We start from the raw sequence: 17,245 nt of genomic DNA on the forward strand, positions 1-17,245 counted from the left end.
GGGGAGGGTACCTGCTATGAGCTTTGTTGCCAGTAAAAAACTGACGCCTTTCGATTGGGTGAACTATACCCTGCTGGGGATCATCTCGGTCGTCTGTGTGTTTCCGTTTCTATATGTGTTCAGCGTATCCTTTACAGACCCGAAGGTGTACGTGCCGCTGCAATTTTACGTATTTCCGGAAAAATGGTCGCTGATTGCCTACAAATATATTTTGTCGACCAACAGCTTTCTGAATTCATTTAAAAGCACTACGTTTATTACCGTAGTTGGTACGGTGCTCAACGTCATTGTATCGTTCTCACTTGCGTATGCGCTAACCAAAAAAGGGATGCCTGGGCGTGGAATTATGCTTAGCGCTGTCATTTTTACACTTGTTTTTAATGCGGGGATCGTACCCAGCTACATTCTGATAAAAGAATTGGGACTGCTTAATTCATACTGGTCGTTAATATGGTCAGGTTTAACGAGTGCCTGGAGTCTGATCGTCATCAAAAGCTTTCTCGAATCGCTGCCTCCGGAGCTGGAGGACTCAGCCCGAATCGACGGCTGCACGGATTTGGGTGTATTTTTAAGGATCGTCATTCCGCTTTCCATGCCTGCGATTGCCGCGTTTACGTTGTTTTTCGCTGTCGCCCACTGGAACACTTATTTTAATGCCATGATTTATATTTCCGATTCGAAAAAATGGACCCTGCAGGTACTCGTCAAAACACTGGTCATCGACTCCGATTCCAATGGGGTGGGTCAGGCGGGCGCTGGAGGGGATGACCGGACGCTGCCGCAGGAAACGATCCGGATGGCTGCGATCATGCTGTCGATGGCGCCGATTCTGGTGATCTATCCTTTCTTGCAAAAGCATTTTGCCAAAGGGGTTATGCTTGGTTCCGTTAAGGGGTGAAAAATAGAGAAGTACTTATCTCATTCTCTAAGAATTCGAGCTGCACAGTGGCATGGAGCAGTGTCGCTTGAAACCGGTCTGGATACCAACTTATCCACTCATCCTAATGGGTGCTTCATCAGCAAGCTTATGTCCGGGAAACCGATCAGTCTAAGCTGACCGATGTTCAGCTGAACTGTGCCAGGTAAGCCACACAGAATCGCAGGATGCTGCACTGTGTGGCTCCTTTATATACCTGTTACCCGCCGAATGAATCGCGAAACGCTTTGGATAATACAGCGAGGTCTACCTTCCACAGCTCTGCAACCTCTGGAGCAATGTGCTCATCCCACCAATCGGAGAGTAGTCTTCGGTTGCTGCCATTTGCCACAATCCATGGCATATTCAAAATCACTTTTTTAAAATAGAGCTCGTCAGCCTGCTTCACCAGCTCGGGTGCAATCCACTGCCCGAGTTTTTTGCGTGCTCGGAACATTTCGCGGCTGCAGGAACGTCTGATTTTGCGAGCTGTGGGATAGTCCTGATTATGCTTTACATTATTGTTTAACGAGTTCACCATAAGACCTCTCTCCTTCCTGTATAGATTATGCGGAAGAAGCCGCGAGGGAAACTGTACCTGATACAAAACCGCGGCTAGCAGGACTCTGGTTCGATTACCTGTAAGTATGATAGAATGAAAAAGATAATGAGGCGGAGTTATTCCGGAGTAGAGAGGAAGAGGCTGGAAGAGGATGCTAAAAGAATTGATTCATAGCGCTTTAGTATTTATTGAGAGTCTGGGTGTATGGGGTATTTTACTCGGATTGATGCTTGAGGTGATTCCGAGCGAGCTTGTGCTGTCCTTTGGTGGATATCTGGTTTCACAGGGAAGGGTATCGTTCCTCGGAGCCATCATATTCGGAACGATCGGTTGCGTGCTCCAGCAGGTTATCCTGTATTGGATCGGACGGTATGGGGGCAGACCCTTTATTGAAAAATACGGCAAATATTTGCTGCTTAAGCCGCATTTCATTAACATGGCAGAAAAATGGTTCAACAAATATGGAGCGGGGATGGTGTTCACGGCCAGATTTATCCCGGTTGTGCGGCAGGCGATCTCCATTCCCGCAGGTATGGCGCGGATGCCGATGCTGCAATTTCTTTTGTACACGATGCTTGGAACGATTCCATGGGCAGTTTTATTCGTTTATCTGGGTCGTACACTGGGCTCGAATTGGGAGCAAATCAATGAGATTGCAACTCCGTATTTGAGACCTTTGATTATTTCGGGCATTATTCTTATTCTTTTGTATATTATTTATAAAGTATTGACTCGTAACCGCAAGCGAAGCGTCTAAAAATAAGAGGATAGCCGCTGTACGAAAGTGATTGAAAAGTAGAGTTTGTTTTCGCTGTGGTTTCTCGTTAAAATAAAAAGGAAAGCAGCCCATAAGGAGGTAATAGGATCCATGAGTACAAACCTGGAAAGCAAGCTTCGCACAGGCTTAAAGCCGCAGCAATTTATTGAAGGTATGACGAAGAATAAGGAAAAATTTGTGGAGTGGTATGAAGCTTTTACATGGGAAAACGAGGACGACAAGGAATTCTTCGAATCCTTGAATAATCGTGATGACCTGTGCTGCCTCGCATTGATCGCTGATTGGTGCGGCGATGTTGTACGTAACGTGCCTGCCGTGTTCCGTGCTTTGGAAATTTCCGGTATACCGACTGAGGTATTAATTAAGGAAGAGCATCCCGATGTGATGGCGCAGTTTTTGACTGGTGGCGGGGAAGCCGTCCCAATCATTATTTTCACCGATTTCAGCGGTCATGTACTTGGGCATTGGGGACCTCGTCCGGCGCATGTGCAGTCGGTTATGACGCAGTTCAAAAAAGAAAATCCGGATCGTAACGCTGCGGATTATAATGAGAAAATTCAGGTGGCGCGCCAGGAAATGGGTCGTCAGTACGGAGAAGGCACTGGTTATCAAACCGTTATCGTCAAAGAACTTCGCGATCTGCTTTCCTCGTTTTAAGGCGGGCGTAGCATGAGTATTGAAGGACTGAAGATTGAATCGTTCTCATTGGGACCAATTGGGACAAACGCCTACCTACTGTCCAGACCCAATGAGGGCAAAGCGATTATTATTGATCCCGGCATGAATCCCAAGCCGCTCCTGAAGCGGATCGGAGACCTGCAGATTGAAGCTATTTTACTTACGCATGCCCATTTTGACCATATCGGCAGTGTGGATGAGATCCGCAAGCTGAAGGGCTGTCCGGTCTATCTGCATGATGCAGAAGCAGACTGGCTAACGAATCCGAAGCTGAACGGCTCTACGAAATATCCCGAGCTTGGCGGACCGATCCAGACCGATCCAGCCGAATTCGCTTTGGATCAAGGTCAAGTATTGAAGATGATTGGCTTGGAGATTAAGGTACTGCATACGCCAGGACATTCTCCGGGCAGTGTCAGCTTTCTGATCGGCTCTGAAACCGAGGGCTGGTATTTGTTCGGTGGCGACGTGCTGTTCCGCTTGTCGGTCGGGCGTACCGACCTGCCAGGAGGCAGATCGGAAGAACTGCTTGATTCGATACATGGCAAGCTGTTCAATCTATCGGATGAGACGGTGGTATACCCAGGTCATGGTGTGAAAACGACGATCGGCTACGAGCGGGATAATAACCCGTACGTGTAGCGTTTGTCGATGATTTAAGCTCTTTCGTTATCGCTCGTAGAAGCGGTAATGAAGGAGCTTTTGTTTTACTTTTATATCACGCAGGCTGAACATGTGGAGGGACACACGAAGAGGACTGCCGCTTGGCAGTCCCCTGGTTTAATCATCTTACCCATCATTCCGTTTAAAGCTCGATTTCCGCTATCTTCATAATATCCGCCAAATCATCATGAGCAGGCACCAGCTTTTCCGCTTCTTCATCGACTTTGGCTGTGACTGTCTGCTTGAAGTTGTCCAACGCAGCCGGATCCACGCTTACATGCTCCGATTCCTCAACGAGTCGTTTAATATAAATTAATTCCAAAAAATAATCCAAATCCACAACAATGCCTCGTGCTTGCTTATTATCTGCATTTTGAAGCGTGTAGATGTCGTTATTTTGCTTGTTTGCATAAGAATCCAGAATCTCGGATAGTTTCTCTGTCCTTGTTACCTCGGAAACGGTAATCACGTTCTTTAGAATCAGCTCCAACAAATCCTGTGGAACACCAGTTGGTTTTTCCATTACACAACACTCCTCACCTTTACTTAAACGCTTACATCACTCGCAGAACCTGTAAGCGTAAATGTATCCTGAACACGGGATTCTTCTATTATGCCACTTCCGAAGCGCTCCATCAAGCGTTCTGTATAGGTTTAGATGGTGGGATTGTTGGAAATTATTTACAGCGAACCAGGATATCAATCGGATAACGTCCCGCGTTGCGTCCATATAGACATAGGCCGCCGGAGCCTTCTGGCAGATCAGCAGGAACCTCTAGCTTTAACCGGAAGGAGCCTCTGGCAATAATCTCGGGCGTGAGTCGACTCGGAATCCGGATGTGCTGCAGGTAACCGTAGGAGCCGGCTTCATCAAGCCTGCGGTCATCAATCTGATAATGCCACGATAGCACACCGCGACTGTCTGCTGGATCATCCGGGAGCTGCAGCTGATCGATTTGTATGTTGTCGACGTAGACGTTAACTGTGCTTGGATGTTTGATGGTATCAGTCATAAAATACGAATTGGCGTTCATACCGGGATCTGCCTTCTTGCCATGCATGAAAGAGATATCGACGGATGGGTCATCGATCAGCTGCTGGTCCTTCTCCAATAACTGTTTGGCGCCGGCTTCAAGAAACAGATCGAGATCACCAAAGGGGTGCTCCGCAGTCAGACCGGAAATATCGATTTCATATTCAAAATAGCCGCCGTTCATGCCGCTGCCATTTACCTTGCTATGCTGCAGCGCCTGCCAGGCATAGTCCCAATGCTGCTGTGAGAAGCTCGCCGGCTCGACCTGCTGCCATTGTCCTTCCAGGTCAAATAGTCCTTGAGCGGTTTGGCTGCGAACATCGAAGGTGATGAAGTTACGTGCAACCGAATGGCTTGAGGCACGTGAAGGATCTTTGAGCTCCACGACGAGCACAGCTACGGCATCGTTCTCCGGCATGTAAAGCTCAAGCGTTCTCAACGTGGTTGTGCCGTATTTACTCCAACTAATGGCTTCGGTGCCTTGAGCAGCTATCGTTTTTTCTCCCAGATGGTCGTACCATAGCTTCCAAGATAGCTGCATGCTCTGACCCTGGTACGTATCGGCGAAGCTCGATACAGCCAGCGGAATGCTGACCTGCTGACCGCTAGTTACGGTTGTGCATGGTGGTGCATCGATAACGATAAAGTCCGGCTGATGGAGATCACGCAGGCTCATTTCTTCACAAAATCCACCGTAGCCGAAGTCCTTTTCCGAATCATCGATTCGATAATAACCGTTGAATTCATTGGTCACATCCTTAAACTCAGTGAACACGAAGCCGCATATGTTCTCATGTCGACGGAATTCATTCAGCATATATCGATAATGCCAGCCAAGATCGCTATCGCCGGCGCTGCCTTCAATACCCCATACTGCTCCACATTCACTGTTCATAAGCGGCGCATCAGACTGCTGATGTCCATCTATATAATTCCAGGTAGAGCCGGGATAGGTGCTGCGGGCGGCCTCTTCGACATGGTCACGCAGCAGTTGGTAGCCATTAAGGTAGAAATGCCATGTATTCAAATCACTCTTCACATGATCGTTGCGACATGGGGAGTTATCCTCGACCAACCGTGTGGGATCGATAACTTTGGCCCACTCATACACCTGTTTGACCCATTCTTGCGTTTCCGGTAAATAGATGGAAGTAACTTTACCTGTGTCCGCTTCGGTTTTGTGAAGCAATCCCCAGCTCTCATTGAAGATGACCCAGGAAATGATCGAAGGATGGTTCCAGTCCCGCTGGATCGTTTCAAGTGCTTCAGGCTTATAGGCATTTTGTGCTTGTTCATCAGGAGTTCCCCAGAAGCAGGGCATATCCTCCATTACAAGCATCCCGAGTTTGTCCGCCCAGTACAGCTTGCGTGGCTCCTCAGGTTTAATATGAATACGCACGAAGTTCAGGCCCAACCGCTTCAAACGATAAATCTCATCACGCATCATATCATCGGTCGGATAGGTGAAGAAGCCTGTAGGATGGAACGATTGGTCCAGAGTTCCATTCAAAAATATTGGTTTGTCGTTAAGCGTAATCCAACGTGACTGTAAACCTTCAGGCAGTACGGTACCTATCGTACGTATGCCGAAATACGTCTGTACACAGTCCGTTCCGCCTGTTTGATCGGAAGCATTGTTCGCTAAGCTGAGCGTAATCGTACCTTCATACAAATAAGGGTCATTGGGACTCCATAGTCGAGGCTGATCCACTTGAAAAGCGGTTTGAAAAGCTTGTTCTCCTGACTGAAGCTGCAGATTTACCGTATGGGACACGGAACCGTCAAAGGCAAAGCTCAATACAGCGTCTTGTGCAGAAGCAGCCTGAACTACACCCTTTACGGTCACTGAACCGTCAAGTTCGGTAATAAATTGGACATGATCCACATATTGTTCGGGTCTTGATTCTATCCAAACCGTTTGCCATAACCCACGGATTTCACCGTATCCCTGCTTACCTCGTGTTTGATAGGCTTCATCCTGGTCTTCAACACGAATAACGATTACATTTTCCTGATCCGAATTCCAAGCGTGGGTCACCTCCAGCTCAAAGGTCCCATAACCACCGCGATGACTGCCTACTTGAATCTGATTTACCCATACGTGGCATTCGTAATCAACAGCACCGAATCGAAGGAACAAGCGAGAGCCCTTCGCTTCAGGCGTCCATTGAACGGTACGACGGTACCAAGCGATTCCTTTTACATTCTCGCCAATACCGGACAAAGGGGAGGCCCAGGAAAAAGGGACGGTAATCGTTCTATCCAAAGCTTGGGTCGTCCCATCAAACCAACGCCCGGTTAAACCCTGATTGTCGATGTCAAAACCAAAGCTCCAGTCCCCATTCAAATTAAGCCAGTCCGCTCTCTGCCAATCCGGTCTTGGATATTCAGGTCTGATTAATACCTCATTTGCAGATGTAGTCATATGTACACAACCTTTCATTGCTTATTTGATATACAGAATATACAATGTATATTATATAAACGCAATTAAAATATTTGCAAAATGCAATATACATTGTGAATTTTGAATGTTGAATAGAGAAGGATGGATGAGCATGGCTGATGAACAAATCGATACAGTGAGACGTGTACCTGCAAATCAGATACAGGAGGTAGCGAAGGCACTATCGGGAGATTTACGTCTGCGTATTTTGGAAGCTTTGGGAGAGCGTCCCAAAAGTATTTCACAGTTGGTTGAGGAGTTGGGTGTCGCACAGCCCACCGTTTCTATTAATGTGCAAGGTTTGGAACAGGCGGGTCTTATTAGTTCGTCTACGAGCGGGGGCAGCCGGGAGAAGATTTGCTCCCGAGTTCTCGATGCACTCCTGTTCGAGCTGCCGCTGCGCCCTGGCGAAGGGCTGCAGCAAATTGAAGAGATTTCGATGCCTATCGGTCTATATACGGATTGTGTCATTCAGCCGCCTTGCGGACTGCATGGTATGGAAGGAGCTATAGGTTGTCCGGACGATCCGCGCGCTTTCTATATGCCGGAGCGAACTAAGGCGAATCTCCTTTGGTTTAGTGAGGCTGGATATGTGGAATATGTGTTTGCCAATCCGCTGCCTGGCGGTGTGCCGCTGCGCAAACTGCTTATAAGCGCTGAGCTGTGTTCGGAGGCAGCAGGCTATAATCAAGAGTGGCCGTCTGATATTACGCTGAGCATCAATGGGAAGCAGGTTGGGACTTGGACCTGTGATGGGGATTATGGCGACAGAAAGGGAAAGCTTTCCCAGAGTCTTGCATTCGGCTGCACACAGTATGGCTTGCTGACCGAATGGAGCATTTCGGAGACGGAGAGCTGTATTAATGGAGTCAAGTGCTCGGACATGACGCTTCCAGCGCTAGATCTACATTACAACCGACCGATCAAGGTAAGGCTGGAGGTTCGTTCGGACGCTGAGAATTGTCGCGGAATGAATCTGTTTGGAGCCGGCTTTGGCGATCACCCGCAGGAATTGAAGCTTCGGTTTGTTCGTGGTGATTGTTAGCAGAAGCGGTTAGGAGTATTCATAACCAAACATCAGGTATAGACGGTAGTCCGATTACGGGCAGCCGTCTATTTTTATTCATATAGGTGAATACCGTGTTTCCCATAGGTAAATCTCCATAGACTGATGGTGTGTTCACTCGTAACGCGCCCTACACATTATGGAGGTGTCCCAAATGGAAAGATATCAACCGTCAATGTCCAATTCACAAATGCCCAACATGCAAATGCCTACAAATGTATCACCTGCATCGATGAATCCAATGCCGTATATGCCCGCTAATCAAGCAGCCCCGGTCATGGTTCATGCCAGCTTTGAAGAGATTAACATCTATGAACCCAAAAAACATCATCACGCCCATTGCAAGCCAACAGGAGGATTATCAATGGGTGCTATCCTGGTTCTGTATATCTTGCTCGTCATAATTCTTCGTGGTTTTCACAGATAAAGCGTGTAGTAGGCCATTTTTGGAATGTTTGAGTCCATGAACAGGATCTGACTCGACTGCCATTAGCGGACGCGCTGATGTCAATGGCCCTATTAGAAAGGCCCCTTACTCATCATAAGCTTTATACCAAGGGGCCTTTCGATGGAGTTTACACAAAGGACAGCTAGTTGTAAGGTCATTATACATAAATGGAATGGTACTGCTGACCGATATTCTGTATGCTATCAGTTGTAAGTCAGGTGAAGCTGGAGAGTTGACGGTTTTAACATTATCCTTGCCCTTGCAATCAATGTGTGACAGTTCCTATAATATCCGTATAAAAGCTGCTGTCCGCGTTACTAAATGACAAGAGGGTAGGCGATTGTATGAATGAAACCATCAAGCTTTTGACAAGCCATCAATCCATTCGTAAATTTACGAATCAGCCGGTTACGCAGGAGCAGTTGGATACCATCATATCAGCTGCCCAATGGGCTTCAAGCTCAAGCCATGTACAGGCTTATAGTATCATTCATGTAACGAACGCGGGGATGCGCCAACAGATTTCTGAATGGACGGGCAATCAGTCGTATGTGGTGAATAGTCCGATTTTCCTCGTATGGTGCGCTGATCTGCACCGCTTGCGTACAGCGTACGAGATTCATGAGAATGCGGACAAAGCATATCTGGGGACTGCGGAAAATTGGATTGTCGCGACTGTCGATGCTGCGTTAGCCGCTCAGAATGCCGCTATTGCAGCCGAGTCCTTAGGTATGGGCATTGTATATATAGGGAGTGTTCGTAATCATATTGAGGGCGTTTCTACGCTTCTACGGCTGCCGAAATATACAAGTCCCTTATTTGGCATGTGCATAGGCTACCCGGATCAAGATCCTGGTCAACGGCCGCGTTTGCCGCAGAAAGCTGTCCTGCATCATAATACATATCAAACAGACGGTATGGAGGAGCAAATATTGAAATACGATCAAACGATGAAGGATTATATCCTCAAACGAACCGGTGGTAAGCGAAGCGGAACCTGGTCGGAGGATATGAGGAATAAGCTGAAGACGCCTACGCGTATGGATGTCAAAGCTTATTTGGAAGCGCAGGGTCTGGATGTGGAATAGGATACAAGGTGTAAATTGTGCGACGGCAGGGCAAACGAGCTCTGCCGTTTTTTTGTGCTTATACCCAATAAAAGCCGATTTGAAACGAAATTCGGTGAAATTTAGCCATTTTTTCTTTTTAACAAAAGGTGATCTGAATGGAGATGAAGCCCGTTGTAGTAAGTGTAAAGAAACAAGCGACATTAGCTACCAACAAAACATAGAAAAGAGGAATTGATATGAAAATGAAAAAATTACTGGTCCCTGTACTGAGCTTATCGATGCTGGTCCCTGTTATCCCAATGGCTGCTTACGCAGAAACGGCCCCAATGGCGTCGATGGCAACTGTGAATACACCTGCAGCGGATTTGAGAGCAGCTCTGGATAACCTTTTATCCGAACACTTCGTACTGGCAGTCACGGCGATGACGAAAGCTTATGACGGATCACCAGATGCAGCCGCCGCTTATAAGGCACTGGATCAAAATGCTCTGGATATGCAGCCTGCTATTGCATCGCTTTATGGTGAGGCTGGTGGTATGGAATTCGAGCGGATCTTTCGTGCCCATAACAAATACACCGACGATGTAGTCAAAGGATTGAAGGCAAACGATCCTTCCGCAGTGAAGAAAGCCCAAGACCAAATTCAGGGCTTTGTCGTTGAATTTGCCAAATTCCTCGCAACGGCAACCGGCGGCAAGCTTCCTGAGCAAGCAGCGGCTGATGTTATCCGTTCCCATGAGAAGCACGTTCAGGATACGTTTGACAGCTATGTAAAAGGTGACCTAACCGGAGCTTACGATACATTCCGCGTCGGCTTCAACGAAATGTTCGCTATCAGTAAAGCGTTGGCAACTGCCATAACTACACAAATGCCGGAAAAGTTCGCGAACAGCAAAGCCGATACACCAGCAGCCGATCTGAGATCGGCACTGAACAGCCTCGCATCCGAGCATTTCGCACTGTCAGCACTGGAAATGCCGAAGCAATATGAAGGCTCCAAGGATTACAATGCTCTGATTCGTGCAGAAGCTGGCAATACCGTGGACTTTAAAGCGGCAGTAACCTCCATCTATGGGATTGACGGTGGGAATGCCTTTGAGAAAATTTGGGTAGGCGATCATATCCATGCACAAAGTGACATCGTGATAGCGACTAAAAATGGTGATGCCGCAGCTCTGGCAGCAGCCAAGCAGCGTATCAGCAAATTCGTAACTGAATTCGGAGCATTTTTGGGAACAGCGACTGGCGAGAATTTGCCAACCAAGGGTGCACAGGACGCTTTGCGGGCGCATGAAGATCAGGTTCAACAAACGTTTGATCAATATGTAGCCCAAAATTATGATGCTTCTTATGCAACGTTCCGTGAAGGCTACAAATTTATGTTTGGTGTAGGGCAGGCTTTGGGTGGGGCGATTGTTACACAAAACAATGCTAAATTTCAGATCCCTATGACTACAACGCCAGCACCGGCTCCAACCCCAGCAGGCCCTGTGAACATGACCAAGGTATGGATGAAGCTGAACAGCAACGAGCTGAAAATCAATGATAAAGCAATCATGATGGATACCGCTCCATTCATGTCCGGTGACAACACATACATCCCGCTGCGTTATTTGAGTGAAGGCATCGGTGCAGAAGTGATGTGGAATGATGCGACTAAAGAAGTTGGAGTTAAAGCCGGAAGCAGCATGCTGAAATTCTGGATCGGCAAAGACTTCATGGAAGTTAACGGAGTGAGACAAAATATCGGGGCACAAGTCTACATCAATAAAGATGGCCGCACAGTCGTTCCGCTTCGTTTTATTACAGAGCTTCTGGGGTGGACCGTAACCTGGAATGAAGGGGATAATTCGATTACCCTAACCCAAGCGATGAAATGATCCTTGACATACAGCGATTCCACGGAGAGGAAAATCGGCAACAGACGTTTTCATTGGAGTCATGTATAATATCATTCATAACGGTTGAGTAGGGGCGGGATATAAGTGGGTATTACGGTAAGAGAAGCTATGCGGATTGGAGGTCTTGTCCGATGTAAGGTCGTTGCCGGAGAAGGTGGACTGGATCGCGTCATCGATTCGATAACCGTCATGGAAGTACCTGATGTAATTCGGTGGCTGAAAGGTAACGTGCTCCTGCTATCGAGCTTATATCCCATTAAAGACGACACGGAAGCGATCAACCAACTGGTGCAGCAGTTAAACGAAGTCAACAGTGCCGCATTAGCAATTAAGACCAGACAATATGTGCAGGAAATTCCTAAAGCCATCATCGAAGCCGGAAATCGAATCCAACTGCCTATTATCGAAATAGCTAGTGAAGTGTCCTATTTGGAAATCATGACTCCTTTGATGGAGCTGATTGTGCGCAAAGCGGACCCAGGAAAAGAGCAGCTGGAGTCATATTTCCAATGGATTACGGAGTTGGCGATGGGAGGTAAAGGAATAACGGCGTTGATCGATGCTGTGGAGCAGGTAACCCTTAATCAGATCACGGTCGGTTCTGAATTGTGCAGTATGGATCTGAATAAAGGCATGGAAGTCAGTCCCTTAACCCGAGTGCAAAAAAATGAACTTATAACAGCCAAGCGGCCGATCCGAATGGTACGCAGTTTGAATCATACCCTTGTTCCTTGTATGGTCACCCCCTTAATATTGAACGAAGAACTTGCAGGTGATTATACATGTTGGCATACGCGTAGAGAGTTTCAAGAGCAGGATCTTTGGATTCTCGAACGCACAAGGGTATTGATTGCGATGGAATTTCTCAAAATCATGACCAAGACAGAAGTGGAGCAGACCTACAAGGATCATTTGTTAGCGGAGGTGCTGCTGGGACAGGTTCAGGATCAGTTGGCAGCGTTGGAACAGGCAACAAGATTTGGCTGGGATTTATCCAAAAGCTATGACGTTTTGTGCATCGCAGTCAATCCTGCGAATGAATCTAAAGTACAATCCTCTGAGAATGAAACAGTTAGATTCCAAGAGCCTTCAGTCAGGCTGCTGTCAAAGGTCCAGTCATTTTTTCGATTTGAAGAGGATAAGGCTATAGTTACCTTTCTAAAAGGGAACATTATTATACTTAGCAATCAAGGAAACTCGCCACATACCCAGAACTATTCTGGGTTTCAAGGGAATGTCAGGAGACTGGCAGAAGCGGTTCAACAATATCTTAGCGACGCGTATGAGAGAATGTCTTTCTTTGTAGGTATGGGTCGAGGTTATCCGGGTTTTGATGGCATTCAACAGGGATATTCCGAGGCGTTAAGAGCGATCCAGCTGGGTAAACCCATTGCAGTGAAAGGGTGTATGCATTATGAAGATCTTGGTGTGTTTCGAATATTGAGTCCATTTCACAATCGTGAGGAGCTTGAAAGTCTTTACGAGGGAACGATAGGAAAGCTGGTCAAACATGATACGAATCATCATGGGAATCTGGTAACGACCTTGATCGAGTACTTTACTAATGACGGCTCTATTACGGATACTGCGGGGAAGCTGTTTATTCACGTAAATACATTAAAATATCGGTTACAAAAAATCGAGCAGCTAACGGATTGCAATGTTCATGATTCGGAAAAGCGGCTGCTGCTTCATATGGGATTGAAAATACATCAAATGTTAGAGTCGGAAGGGTGAGTCACAACACTCAGGTCTCATACAAACACGTACCCTCCAAAATGTAATTGGCTATACCGACGAAAGTCGGTTCTTTTTTTTGTCCGCTGCGACATATATGCGCCTTCCAGTTCTTGATATTATTCAATTAATTCAAATGGGGGAGGATCAACATGGATTATCATCAGTTAGCTGCAAGCCTATATAAGACTGCTTATTTATCAGGAGATTTTAAACTGCGTTCGGGCCAAAGGTCCAATCAATATTTCGATAAGTACCGCTTTGAAGCTGATCCTGTACTTCTTGCTGAGATCGCTAGAAAATTGAAAAAGCTTGTCCCGGAGGATACGGGGATTTTGGCTGGTCTGGAGATGGGAGGCATTCCAATTGCAACAGCATTATCCTTGGAAACAGGTATTCCTGCGGCGTTTGTTAGAAAAAAGGCGAAGGAATATGGGACTTCCAAACTTGCGGAAGGAGCGGATATTACCAACAAAAAGGTTTGTATCATCGAGGACGTAGTCACGACAGGGGGACAAATTATTTCAAGTGCGCAGGAGCTTAAAGCATTAGGAGCACATATCGAATTTGTGCTATGTGTTATTGAAAGAGATCCGATAAGTAAAGCTAATCTTGAACAGGATGGGCTGACACTCGTTTCCCTGTTTACGATGGACGACTTGTTGCTGGCAGGAAAGGGATCCTGAAATCCCTCTCATGATTAGCATTGGCAGCCAGCGCCGTTGAAATCGAGTCACTCGCAGCTGTTCCTTAGGTTTCAGCAGCTATTCTGGCATCTTACCTGTATATACCGATTGTGGACGGAAGATCCGGTTTACTTGTGCCTGCTCTAACAGATGTGCGGACCAGCCAACAACTCTTGCTGCTGTGAAGGTGGGCGTAAACAATTCTGAAGGCAGGGCAATCGCGCGCATAATCGATGCGGCAAAAAATTCAACATTGGTATAGAGCTGACGGCCCGGCTTGTATTCTTCAAGCAGGGCTATAGCTGTTTTTTCAACATGAACGGCAAGATCAAACCATGGGTCATTGCTTGAAAGAGCCTCGGTTACATGACGAAGCGCTTCTGCTCGTGGGTCTCTCGTTTTGTAAATACGATGCCCAAAACCCATCAGTTTATCGCCTCGTTCCAATGCCTGGCGGATCCATGGTTCTGCATGTTCTTTACTTCCAATCGCATCAAGCATGGCAATGACTTCGGTAGGCGCTCCGCCATGAAGCGGTCCCTTCATAGCCCCAACAGCCGCACTAACAGCTGAGGCCATATCCGATTGAGTGGACAGCACGACACGGGCAGCGAAAGTTGAGGCATTCATCCCATGCTCCATTCCCAGTATGAGATAGGCGTTCAGTGCCTTAACATGAGCCGATTCGGGCTGCTTGCCAGTCAGCATATATAAGAAGTTAGCGGTATGGCTAAGCTTGCTGTCGGGTTCTATTGGAGCTAGACCCTGCTGGGATCGATAGTTATAAGCAATAATGGTAGGAATAAGTGAAGTTAAGGTGATGGCCTGTTCGATAGTTGGCGGCCAGCTGAAGGTTTCTCCTGACAGCATAGCAATTGCGGTTTGAAGCACACTCATGATTGGCATTTCCCGGGGAATATTGTCGAGCAGTCTGCGGACGGACAAAGGCAGTACTCTGCTGTTTGCCAAACGTATCGTAAACTCTTGTTTTTGAGAGTTATCCGGGAGGGTTCCCACCCATAATAAATAAGCAATTTCCTCATATTCATAATGAACTGACAGTTCCTTAGCCCAGAATCCTCGATAGATCAAATGTCCATTAATTCCATCTACATGACCAATATCTGTTTCCGCTGCAACGATACCATCTAAACCGGTAACTTTTGCCATCGTGTTCACACCCTTTCATTATATAATTCAAGTATAAGATGTTATTGTTATAAAGTAAATTTATATGTTTTTATAATACATATAAATAATTTTAATCAAAATTTGAATCCGTATAAAGCTGGAAATTCATAGCTAACGGGTTTATGATGGGCTATAGATAGTAGCAGATAAACAGATGCAGCAGTTATACAGATGAAGCGAATGTCAGGAGGATACAGGGAATGCACAAGAAAGCCATATTCTTGGCCGAGCAGGGTAACGCCATGGTGAATCGGGTATTTGATGGAAATGTTATGGATAGGCTTAATCAGCAGGTAGAGCTGCAGCCAGTATGGATAAATCCGAGTAATGCCAAGCAACACGAGGATGAGCTTGCTGGAGTGGAAATTGCTTTTTCTACATGGGGGCTTCCCTTGTTCACAGCGGAAGAACTCCAAACCTATTTGCCTAATCTGAAAATATTATTTTATGCTGCCGGGTCCGTTCAACGCTTTGCAAGAGAGTACATATCACGTGATTGTGCTGTTGTCAGCACTTGGGCTGCTAACGCGGTACCAGTTGCCGAATATACGGCTGCTCAAATTGTGTTAGCCAACAAAGGTTATTTTCAAACATCACTTCATTGCAAGCGCAATCATGAAGAAAGCCAACAAAGTGCCCGGCTTTATCCGGGTAATTACGCAGCGCGAGTGGGTATTCTCGGTGCTGGTATGATCGGCAAAAAAGTGATTGAGCTGCTGAGACCCTACGATATTCAGATTGACGTATTCGATCCTTACTTGCCTGATCCCATTGCCGCTAGTCTTGGTGTACGTAAAACCGATCTGATCGATATTTTTACGAACTGTGATGTCATCTCCAATCATTTGGCTAATCTGCCAGCTACAGTAGGAATGATAAATAAGCAGCATTTTGAACGGATGAAACCGCACGCGACTTTTCTTAATACGGGCCGCGGCGCTCAAATTGTGGAAGAAGATCTGATACAAGCATTGCGCGATACACCTACAAGGACGGCGGTCTTGGATGTGACTTATCCCGAGCCTGTAAGTCGTGACAGCGCTTTCTTGGGGATGGATAACGTAATTCTAACTCCGCATATCGCAGGGAGTATGGGCAATGAGGTGGCAAGAATGGGCCACTATGCTGCCGGTGAATGTGAACGCTATTTAAGTGGTGTCCCATTGCAATATCAGGTTACACTAAGTATGCTGGAAACAATGGCATGATCCACAATATACAAGTAGCAATATTTGTAAATGGGAGGTTGTTGAATGATTAAGACAGGACTTTTATCCGTTACTTTTCGTCAGCTGTCTCCGCTTGAAATTATTCAGCTTGCCGCACAGGCCGGCTTGCAGGCCATCGAATGGGGCGGAGATATTCATGTGCCTCACGGGGATGTGAATCGGGCTAAGGAAGTAAAGGACTGGACCGAATCTGCGGGGATTGCTATTGCCTCCTACGGCTCCTACTACCGAGTCGGGTGCATGAATAAAGATGGCTTGTCCTTCGATAAGGTTCTTGAATCGGCAGCAGCATTGCAGGCTCCTGCGATCCGGGTATGGGCAGGAGATCAAGGCTCGGCTAAGGTTGACGAAGCATGGTGGGACAAGGTAATAACCGACGGTGCAAGAATCGCTGATCTGGCGCAAAGAGCTGGAATTACTGTTGATTTTGAATATCATAGAAATACATTGACAGATACACGCGAAACAGCGGTCCGTTTACTTAATGGAATCGGGCATCCAAATATTCGCTGCAACTGGCAGCCATCGGTCGCACTAACTATCGATCAAAGGCAGCAGGATTTACGAGCGGTATTGCCTTGGTTAGCCAATATTCATGTGTTTCAGTGGGAGCCAGGAGTACGCAAGCCATTGGCAGAAGGCGCGAAGGAATGGAGCGATTATATCAGCATCATCCGTGAGGCTCCTGGTCAGCGTTATGCGATGCTGGAGTTTGTCAAGGATGACGATCCGCAGCAGTTTTTGGCAGATGCCGGGATTTTGAAACAAGTGGTTGCCAGCAGCCTGTCTAATTAAACAGGTGACTCGCTTTAAGATTACCGGATGTTGAAAGGGTTGTGAG

Annotated in this window: 16 protein-coding genes; 12 read left to right on the forward strand and 4 right to left on the reverse strand. The window is 46.8% G+C overall.

Annotated features, from left to right (window positions below):
- Positions 1-16 precede the first annotated feature (16 nt).
- A complete protein-coding gene (locus BM210_RS19235; protein ID WP_091171486.1) occupies positions 17-898 on the forward strand; it encodes a carbohydrate ABC transporter permease in 882 nt (293 codons plus the stop codon).
- A gap of 238 nt (positions 899-1,136) precedes the next feature.
- On the opposite strand, the gene BM210_RS19240 is transcribed toward BM210_RS19235, so the two are convergent.
- Positions 1,137-1,457: a dehydrogenase gene (locus BM210_RS19240; RefSeq protein WP_091171487.1), complete on the reverse strand. Its 321-nt coding sequence runs from the start codon at positions 1,455-1,457 to the stop codon at positions 1,137-1,139.
- Between the two features lie 172 nt (positions 1,458-1,629).
- Between BM210_RS19240 and BM210_RS19245 the strand changes: the two genes are divergently transcribed.
- The 3 genes from BM210_RS19245 to BM210_RS19255 all read left to right on the forward strand — a co-directional run bounded on the left by BM210_RS19245 (position 1,630) and on the right by BM210_RS19255 (position 3,576).
- Positions 1,630-2,235, forward strand: a complete 606-nt coding sequence (locus BM210_RS19245; protein WP_091171490.1) for an undecaprenyl phosphate transporter UptA — start codon at positions 1,630-1,632, stop codon at positions 2,233-2,235.
- 111 nt (positions 2,236-2,346) lie between these two features.
- Positions 2,347-2,913, forward strand: coding sequence for a thioredoxin family protein (locus BM210_RS19250; protein WP_091171492.1), 567 nt, complete (start codon positions 2,347-2,349; stop codon positions 2,911-2,913).
- A gap of 12 nt (positions 2,914-2,925) precedes the next feature.
- Positions 2,926-3,576 (forward strand): MBL fold metallo-hydrolase, encoded by a 651-nt coding sequence (locus tag BM210_RS19255; RefSeq protein WP_091171494.1) that lies wholly within the window; start codon positions 2,926-2,928, stop codon positions 3,574-3,576.
- Positions 3,577-3,739: 163 nt separating this feature from the next.
- On the opposite strand, the gene BM210_RS19260 is transcribed toward BM210_RS19255, so the two are convergent.
- Positions 3,740-4,120 (reverse strand): hypothetical protein, encoded by a 381-nt coding sequence (locus BM210_RS19260; protein WP_091171496.1) that lies wholly within the window; start codon positions 4,118-4,120, stop codon positions 3,740-3,742.
- Positions 4,121-4,274: 154 nt separating this feature from the next.
- Positions 4,275-7,055, reverse strand: coding sequence for a glycoside hydrolase family 2 protein (locus tag BM210_RS19265; protein ID WP_091171499.1), 2,781 nt, complete (start codon positions 7,053-7,055; stop codon positions 4,275-4,277).
- A 133-nt stretch (positions 7,056-7,188) separates the two neighbouring features.
- Between BM210_RS19265 and BM210_RS19270 the strand changes: the two genes are divergently transcribed.
- The 6 genes from BM210_RS19270 to pyrE all read left to right on the forward strand — a co-directional run bounded on the left by BM210_RS19270 (position 7,189) and on the right by pyrE (position 13,984).
- Positions 7,189-8,121 (forward strand): ArsR/SmtB family transcription factor, encoded by a 933-nt coding sequence (locus tag BM210_RS19270; protein ID WP_091171500.1) that lies wholly within the window; start codon positions 7,189-7,191, stop codon positions 8,119-8,121.
- A gap of 175 nt (positions 8,122-8,296) precedes the next feature.
- Positions 8,297-8,569 carry a hypothetical protein gene (locus tag BM210_RS19275; RefSeq protein ID WP_091171503.1) on the forward strand — a complete coding sequence of 91 codons (273 nt, stop codon included), beginning with the start codon at positions 8,297-8,299 and terminating at the stop codon, positions 8,567-8,569.
- Between the two features lie 365 nt (positions 8,570-8,934).
- Positions 8,935-9,678, forward strand: coding sequence for an oxygen-insensitive NADPH nitroreductase (gene nfsA, locus BM210_RS19280; RefSeq protein ID WP_091171505.1), 744 nt, complete (start codon positions 8,935-8,937; stop codon positions 9,676-9,678).
- Between the two features lie 218 nt (positions 9,679-9,896).
- Positions 9,897-11,540: a copper amine oxidase N-terminal domain-containing protein gene (locus BM210_RS19290; RefSeq protein ID WP_091171509.1), complete on the forward strand. Its 1,644-nt coding sequence runs from the start codon at positions 9,897-9,899 to the stop codon at positions 11,538-11,540.
- A gap of 105 nt (positions 11,541-11,645) precedes the next feature.
- Positions 11,646-13,298 carry a PucR family transcriptional regulator gene (locus BM210_RS19295; RefSeq protein ID WP_091171512.1) on the forward strand — a complete coding sequence of 551 codons (1,653 nt, stop codon included), beginning with the start codon at positions 11,646-11,648 and terminating at the stop codon, positions 13,296-13,298.
- Positions 13,299-13,450: 152 nt separating this feature from the next.
- Positions 13,451-13,984: an orotate phosphoribosyltransferase gene (gene pyrE / locus BM210_RS19300; protein WP_091171515.1), complete on the forward strand. Its 534-nt coding sequence runs from the start codon at positions 13,451-13,453 to the stop codon at positions 13,982-13,984.
- Between the two features lie 78 nt (positions 13,985-14,062).
- On the opposite strand, the gene BM210_RS19305 is transcribed toward pyrE, so the two are convergent.
- Entirely contained in the window at positions 14,063-15,154 is a 1,092-nt protein-coding gene (locus BM210_RS19305) for a citrate synthase/methylcitrate synthase (RefSeq protein WP_091171516.1), read from the reverse strand.
- Positions 15,155-15,375: 221 nt separating this feature from the next.
- On the opposite strand from BM210_RS19305, the gene BM210_RS19310 reads away from it, so the two are divergent.
- On the forward strand, positions 15,376-16,383 hold the full coding sequence (locus BM210_RS19310; RefSeq protein WP_091171519.1) for a hydroxyacid dehydrogenase: 1,008 nt from the start codon (positions 15,376-15,378) through the stop codon (positions 16,381-16,383).
- Positions 16,384-16,428: 45 nt separating this feature from the next.
- Positions 16,429-17,199, forward strand: coding sequence for a sugar phosphate isomerase/epimerase family protein (locus tag BM210_RS19315; protein ID WP_091171520.1), 771 nt, complete (start codon positions 16,429-16,431; stop codon positions 17,197-17,199).
- Positions 17,200-17,245 lie beyond the last annotated feature (46 nt).

This window comes from Paenibacillus sp. 1_12 (assembly GCF_900114475.1).
GTDB lineage: Bacteria > Bacillota > Bacilli > Paenibacillales > NBRC-103111 > Paenibacillus_S.

Bases quoted from the DNA above. Each gene is read 5' to 3' on its own strand.
- BM210_RS19235 (WP_091171486.1), top strand. From the start codon at position 17: ATGAGCTTTGTTGCCAGTAAAAAACTGACGCCTTTCGATTGGGTGAAC.
- BM210_RS19240 (WP_091171487.1), bottom strand. From the start codon at position 1,457: ATGGTGAACTCGTTAAACAATAATGTAAAGCATAATCAGGACTATCCC.
- BM210_RS19245 (WP_091171490.1), top strand. From the start codon at position 1,630: ATGCTAAAAGAATTGATTCATAGCGCTTTAGTATTTATTGAGAGTCTG.
- BM210_RS19250 (WP_091171492.1), top strand. From the start codon at position 2,347: ATGAGTACAAACCTGGAAAGCAAGCTTCGCACAGGCTTAAAGCCGCAG.
- BM210_RS19255 (WP_091171494.1), top strand. From the start codon at position 2,926: ATGAGTATTGAAGGACTGAAGATTGAATCGTTCTCATTGGGACCAATT.
- BM210_RS19260 (WP_091171496.1), bottom strand. From the start codon at position 4,120: ATGGAAAAACCAACTGGTGTTCCACAGGATTTGTTGGAGCTGATTCTA.
- BM210_RS19265 (WP_091171499.1), bottom strand. From the start codon at position 7,055: ATGACTACATCTGCAAATGAGGTATTAATCAGACCTGAATATCCAAGA.
- BM210_RS19270 (WP_091171500.1), top strand. From the start codon at position 7,189: ATGGCTGATGAACAAATCGATACAGTGAGACGTGTACCTGCAAATCAG.
- BM210_RS19275 (WP_091171503.1), top strand. From the start codon at position 8,297: ATGGAAAGATATCAACCGTCAATGTCCAATTCACAAATGCCCAACATG.
- nfsA (WP_091171505.1), top strand. From the start codon at position 8,935: ATGAATGAAACCATCAAGCTTTTGACAAGCCATCAATCCATTCGTAAA.
- BM210_RS19290 (WP_091171509.1), top strand. From the start codon at position 9,897: ATGAAAATGAAAAAATTACTGGTCCCTGTACTGAGCTTATCGATGCTG.
- pyrE (WP_091171515.1), top strand. From the start codon at position 13,451: ATGGATTATCATCAGTTAGCTGCAAGCCTATATAAGACTGCTTATTTA.
- BM210_RS19305 (WP_091171516.1), bottom strand. From the start codon at position 15,154: ATGGCAAAAGTTACCGGTTTAGATGGTATCGTTGCAGCGGAAACAGAT.
- BM210_RS19310 (WP_091171519.1), top strand. From the start codon at position 15,376: ATGCACAAGAAAGCCATATTCTTGGCCGAGCAGGGTAACGCCATGGTG.
- BM210_RS19315 (WP_091171520.1), top strand. From the start codon at position 16,429: ATGATTAAGACAGGACTTTTATCCGTTACTTTTCGTCAGCTGTCTCCG.